Source organism: Limnobacter sp. SAORIC-690, assembly GCF_002954425.1.
Classification (GTDB): Bacteria; Pseudomonadota; Gammaproteobacteria; order Burkholderiales; family Burkholderiaceae_B; genus Limnobacter; species Limnobacter profundi.
This window is the reverse complement of sequence record NZ_MQVZ01000001.1, coordinates 1,268,200-1,274,310: the sequence shown is the minus strand read 5'-3', so window position 1 is coordinate 1,274,310 and position 6,111 is coordinate 1,268,200. Positions and strand designations below refer to the sequence as shown.

The following is a 6,111-nucleotide window of genomic DNA, read 5'->3' as shown; positions in this document are numbered from 1 at the left end:
TAACCTTCAAACTACCCCCGCTCAATCCCAACTTTTCTGACATTCAAAAAGAAAAAGGGTCCCGAAGGACCCCTTTTCCAATCAAGCCAACTTGATATTTACTTCATCACGATTGTCTTGCCGTCAGTTGCTTTGACTGTCTTCCAGGCGGCTTCAATCTTCTTCACTGTTTCGTCTGGCAGTGGAACATAGTCCAGGTCAGAGCTCAGCTTGTCGCCTTTGGCGTAGGCCCAGTTGAAGAACTTCAACACTTCAGAGGCCTTGGCAGCGTCAGCCTGTTCGGTGTGGAACAGGATGAAAGTTGCGCCAGTGATGGGCCATGCGGCTTTGCCAGGCTGCTGAGTCAGAATTTCGTAGAAGCTGTTAGACCATGAAGCACCTGCCGCAGCAGCTTTGAATGACTCTTCAGAAGGCTGTACATACACGCCTTCAGCATTGTTCAACTGAGTGTGTGTCAATTTGTTCTGCTTGGCGTACGCATACTCAACATAACCGATAGAGCCTGGTACGCGCTGTACGAAAGCAGACACGCCTTCGTTACCCTTACCACCCAAGCCAACAGGCCACTTTACCGCTGTACCTTCGCCAACAGTGCTCTTCCAGTCAGCGCTTACCTTGCTCAGGTAGTTGGTGAAAATGAAGGTTGTACCTGAACCATCGGCACGACGAATCACGCTGATGTCCATGTCTGGCAGCTTCACACCTGGGTTCAGGTCAACAATTGCCTTGTCATTCCACTTGGTAATCTTGTTCAGGTAAATATTGGCCAGCACTTCAGCGGACAATTTCATCTGGCCTGGGGCCACGCCCTGCAGGTTCACCACGGGTACAACACCACCGATCACGGTTGGGAACTGCATCAAACCCTTTTCTTTCAGTTCTTCGGGTTTCAAAGGCATGTCGGAGGCACCGAAATCGACAGTTTTTGCGGAAATCTGCTTGATACCACCACCGGAACCGATGGACTGGTAATTCACTTTGTTACCGGTTTCCTTGTTGTAGGCATCGGCCCACTTGGAGTAAATCGGAGCGGGGAATGAAGCGCCAGCACCAGTAATTTCAGCGGCGTTCACAGAAGTCATGCTCAGGGCCAAGGCACCTGCGGAAATCGCTGTAGCGATTGTTTTGATGTTGAACATTTTTCACCTCACTTATTAAAGTACGGTCATAGTGCCCTACAAATATTTCAGAATCATGACAAATATAAGGCATTAACATAAATGTCAAAAAACCACACTTGGCTAACCCATGTGTGGTTTTTCATAAATCAATTCAAATACTTACTGACAGCCGAACATCAACCAAAGACTGGAAAGTTCATCAACCGAAGCGACCTGTAATGTAATTTTCGGTTTCTTGCTTCTTGGGTTTCAGGAAAATTTGGTCGGTCACGCCAAATTCGATCAGCTCGCCCAGGTACATGTAAGCTGTGTAATCAGAAACGCGGGCAGCCTGTTGCATGTTGTGAGTCACAATCACCACGGTGTAGTCTTCCTTCAGCTCGGTGATCAACTCTTCAATGCTGGCAGTTGAAATGGGGTCCAGTGCTGAACAGGGTTCATCCAACAGCAAAATTTCAGGCTTGATCGCAATGCCACGGGCGATGCACAAACGCTGCTGCTGGCCACCCGACAAACCGTTGCCGCTTTGGTGCAATTTGTCTTTGACTTCCTTCCACAGGGCAGCCTTGGTCAGCGCCCATTCCACGCGCTCTTCCATCTCACCCTTGGACAATTTCTCAAACAGGCGCACACCAAATGCGATGTTTTCGTAAATCGACATCGGGAAAGGCGTGGGCTTTTGGAAAACCATGCCAATCTTCGAGCGGATCAAGGCGATGTCTTTCTTGCTGGTTAGCAAATCTTCGCCGTCCATCAAGATCTGCCCTTCAGCACGCTGCTCCGGGTACAAGGCATACATCTTGTTGAACACACGCAGCAAAGTCGACTTGCCACAACCGGAAGGTCCGATAAACGCGGTCACCTTCTTTTCAGGAATGCTCAAATTAACCGACTTCAGCGCATGAAACGAACCGTAATAAAAATTCAGGTTCTTCACCTCAAGTTTGATCTTTTCTTCAACGTCAATCGTGGACATATTCTTGGCCTTCAAAGGTCAGTTATTTCGAGTTCTTTAGTAGCGAGCGCGCAATGATGTTCAACACCAACACACCCGCGGTAATCAGGAAAACGCCAGCCCATGCCAGTTCCTGCCAGTTCGTGAATGGACTGAGCGCGAAGTTGAAAATAATCACGGGCAGGTTCGCCATGGGCTTCATCATGTCGGTGTTCCAGAACTGGTTAGACAGTGCTGTAAACAACAACGGTGCAGTTTCACCGGCAATACGCGCCACACCCAACAAAACGCCCGTCAAAATGCCTGCATAGCTGGCCTTCACGGTAATGGCCATTACCATCTTCCATTTGGGCGTGCCCAAGGCGAAGGCGGCTTCACGCAGAGCATCAGGCACCAGGCGCAACATGTTCTCGGTGGTTCGAATCACAATCGGAATTTGAATCAAACCCAAGGCAACCACACCCGCCCAAGCTGAAAAATTCCCCATGGGTCGCACCATTACGGCATACACAAACAAACCAATCACAATGGACGGCGCAGACAACAAAATGTCATTAAAAAAGCGCACGGAGATCGCCAGTTTGTTGTCTTTTCTGGATTCAGCCAAATGAACACCCGCCAGAATACCCAACGGGGTAGCAAACAGTGTGGCAAAACCCACCATCAGCAAAGTTCCAGTAATGGCGTTGGCCAAGCCACCGCCTTCTGCATTGGGCGGAGGAGTCATTTCAGTAAACAATTGGGCCGACAATCCGCTCACACCCAAGGTCACCGTGGTGTACAAAATCCAGATCAACCAAAACAGTCCAAAGGCCATCGCAGCCAGCGACAAAGTCAAGGCAACGGTATTCACCAGCTTGCGCTTGGACTGCATCTTGAGGCGCATCTTCTCGTCAGTGGCCACTGTGGTCACTACGTTGTCCTTGGGCACTGATGTCGGGTCGGTGTAAATGCTGCTCATGTTTTATCTCCCGTTGCTCGACAGCTTGGCCAACAGCAACTTCGAAGCGACCAACACAATAAACGTGATCAAGAACAACACCAAGCCCAACTCCATCAAGGCCGATGTGTGCAAGCCTGCGTCCGCTTCGGCAAACTCGTTCGCCAGCGCTGACGTAATGCTGTTGCCCGGCGAGAACAGCGAAATATCGTTCAGGTAGTTGGTGTTACCAATCACAAACGTGACGGCCATGGTTTCACCCAGAGCGCGTCCAAGGCCCAGCATGATGCCGCCAATCACACCCACTTTCGTGTGGGGCAATACAATTTTCCACACCACTTCCCAGGTGGTACAACCCATGCCGTAGCCGGCCTCTTTCAACATCACCGGGGTCACTTCAAACACATCGCGCATCACGGCCGCAATATAAGGAATGATCATGATGGCAAGCACGACACCAGCGGTCAGCAAGCCGATACCAATGGGCGGGCCAGAGAACAATGCGCCAATCACCGGCACCTGGCCAATGGTGGCGTTCAAAGGCACCTGCACGTACTTCGCAAAAATTGGAGCAAATACCAGCAGACCCCACATGCCATACACGATAGAAGGAACAGCGGCCAACAATTCAATCGCCGTACCCAATGGGCGGCGCAACCAGGGTGGAGACAGTTCAGTCAGAAACAGTGCAATACCAAAACTGATAGGCACAGCGATGATCAGGGCGATGAACGAAGTCACCAAGGTGCCGTAAATCGGCACCAAAGCGCCGTACTCGTCAATGGGGGGATCCCAGTTGGCGGTGAACAGGAAATCGAAACCAAAAGCAGTGATGGTGGGCCATGAAGCCACAACCAGCGATGCAATGATGCCACCCAGCATCAGCAGCGTGAAAATGGACGCCCCACTGGTTAACACGGCGAATATGGCGTCGCCCCGCTTGGTCGGGGCCTTGATCGTCGAGGTATCAGACATGTTGGTAAGTGTTTAATCCAGCAGAAGGTTTCGCGCAGACTGACAAGGTTACCCGCGCATTATGACAAATAAATGACAAAAATTTGACGTACCCGTGAAATCGAATATCACGGGTCGGAAACGTTGTTTTAATTCAAACAGGCTTGCGTTTCATGAACGTAATTGGCACCACCGACGGGGGTGGGCTATTGAAAATATCCTTGCGCATTTTACCCATGATGTGCATTTCACAGGGTTTGCAATCGAATTTCAGGGTGTACTTTTGATCGCCATTGACCAACACCATGGGCTCCGCTTTCACCTGGCCCTGAACACCTTTTACACCTTTGGCCTGTTTTGGGCACAAATTAAACGAAAATCGCAGACAATGCTTGGTGATCATGACAGGAACTTCACCAGCCTCCTCATGCGCCTCATAAGCAGCAGCAATCATCTGCACACCATGTTTTTTGTAAAATTCACGGGCTTTGTCGTTGTAAACATTGGCCAGGAAGCTCAGTGACTTTTCCGGGTATTCCACGTAAGGCTGCACCGGCTCCTTGCGCGACGGGCGTTGCCAAGCCGCAATTCGCGCGGCATTCAAGGCGTCAATCGCCTCGCGGCGCATGCCATTCAAGGTACTGGCGGGCACAAACCAGGGCTGGCTTAAATGCACGTTCAGGCCCAAAGCGGAGTAATCGGTGCTGCCTAACTTGCCCAGGTGGGTTTTAATGCTGTCCACAGCAGTCTCAGGCTGCTTGGCCAACTCCAAATTCATGTCAACTCGCGCGTGGTGGTAATTCCATCTTCGTCGGTGAGGCTCAACTGCAAGCCCTTCAACAAATCGCCTTCCATCCACTCTGTCAGGGTCAACCACACACCAATTCGCCGCTCGGCGCTTTCCTTGGTCAGCGCCATGTCCCAAGCGTGGTCGCGGTTGCGGTGCATGGGCAAACCGGCCTTCAGTCCGCCATAACTATTCACCGGGTCTTTGGGAAACACCCTGTACACCACTTGGCCATCACCTTTGTTGTTCAACTTCTCGGCCCGGTTCACATGCAAACCCACCACCTCACGCTTTCGCATGAAGTTCAAGCCATCGCCGTTGTTCAGTTCGTCGCTGGTTTGTATATCGATGCTTTTGTCGCCCACAGCCACCACGTGGCCAATCGGCTGGCCAATGAACTTGGGTGAATCGAAGGCGCCAATGTCAATTTTCCGGCCGCTGGCAAAGTAATCGGTTGAGCCACGGTGAAAGTTGCGGTCGGGGTCGGGCCTGAAATAGTGGCGGGTGGTGCCACTGGACGCGCGGGTAAACTCGCCGCGCTGCTCCATGATCTCGTCCAGCAAAATTCGGTAGTGGGCCGTAATGTTTTTCACATAGGCCATGTCTTTGTAGCGCCCTTCAATTTTGAAAGAACGCACACCCGCATCAATCAAATGCTCCAGGTTGCCACTTTGGTTGTTGTCTTTCATCGACAACAAATGTTTGTCAAAGGCCACCACAGCACCGCTTTGATCGGTCAGCGTGTAGGGCAGGCGGCAGGCCTGCGAACAATCCCCACGGTTGGCACTGCGGCCAGTTTCAGCATGGCTAATGTAACACTGCCCCGAAAAAGCCACGCACAAGGCGCCGTGAATGAAATATTCGATGGTGGCGGAATTGCCCACCGCCGCATGCACGGCGGTAATTTCTTCAACGGTCAACTCGCGCGCCAATACCAATTGCGAAAATCCGCTGTCAGCCAAAAACTTTGCTTTTTCCACCGTGCGAATGTCGCACTGCGTGCTGGCATGCAGTTGAATGGGGGGCAAATCCATCTCGAGCAAACCCATGTCCTGAATAATCAGCGCATCCACACCTGCGTCGTACAACTGCCACACCAGTTTGCGGGCTTCTTCAAGCTCTGCATCGTGAAGAATGGTGTTGATGGTGGTGAAAATACGTGCGTGGTAGCGGTGGGCAAACTCCACCAGCTTTGCAATATCAGCCACCGAGTTGGCCGCATTGGCCCGCGCGCCGAACACTGGCCCACCCAGGTAAACCGCGTCTGCGCCGTGCAAAATAGCCTGGCGACCAATTTCAACGTCGCGTGCGGGGGCTAGCAATTCCAACTCGTGTGGCAACAAACTCATGATTT

Annotated in this window: 4 protein-coding genes and 1 pseudogene; all 5 read right to left on the bottom strand. The window is 51.6% G+C overall.

Features of this window, described 5'->3' with window-relative positions; translation table 11 throughout:
* Nucleotides 1-98 precede the first annotated feature (98 nt).
* The gene (gene pstS / locus BSZ31_RS06010; protein ID WP_105029772.1) at nucleotides 99-1,130 is read right to left on the bottom strand and encodes a phosphate ABC transporter substrate-binding protein PstS; all 1,032 of its coding nucleotides are present in this window, start codon (nucleotides 1,128-1,130) and stop codon (nucleotides 99-101) included.
* Between the two features lie 190 nt (nucleotides 1,131-1,320).
* A complete protein-coding gene (gene pstB, locus BSZ31_RS06005) occupies nucleotides 1,321-2,097 on the bottom strand; it encodes a phosphate ABC transporter ATP-binding protein PstB (RefSeq protein WP_105027989.1) in 777 nt (258 codons plus the stop codon).
* A gap of 22 nt (nucleotides 2,098-2,119) precedes the next feature.
* Nucleotides 2,120-3,037, bottom strand: a complete 918-nt coding sequence (gene pstA / locus BSZ31_RS06000) for a phosphate ABC transporter permease PstA (protein WP_255411418.1) — start codon at nucleotides 3,035-3,037, stop codon at nucleotides 2,120-2,122.
* 3 nt (nucleotides 3,038-3,040) lie between these two features.
* On the bottom strand, nucleotides 3,041-3,991 hold the full coding sequence (gene pstC / locus BSZ31_RS05995; RefSeq protein ID WP_105027988.1) for a phosphate ABC transporter permease PstC: 951 nt from the start codon (nucleotides 3,989-3,991) through the stop codon (nucleotides 3,041-3,043).
* Between the two features lie 133 nt (nucleotides 3,992-4,124).
* A pseudogene (locus BSZ31_RS05990) lies at nucleotides 4,125-6,106 on the bottom strand (U32 family peptidase).
* Nucleotides 6,107-6,111 lie beyond the last annotated feature (5 nt).

Coding starts and splice junctions, on each gene's coding strand:
- pstB (WP_105027989.1), bottom strand. CDS start 2,097: ATGTCCACGATTGACGTTGAAGAAAAGATCAAACTTGAGGTGAAGAAC.
- pstC (WP_105027988.1), bottom strand. CDS start 3,991: ATGTCTGATACCTCGACGATCAAGGCCCCGACCAAGCGGGGCGACGCC.
- pstA (WP_255411418.1), bottom strand. CDS start 3,037: ATGAGCAGCATTTACACCGACCCGACATCAGTGCCCAAGGACAACGTA.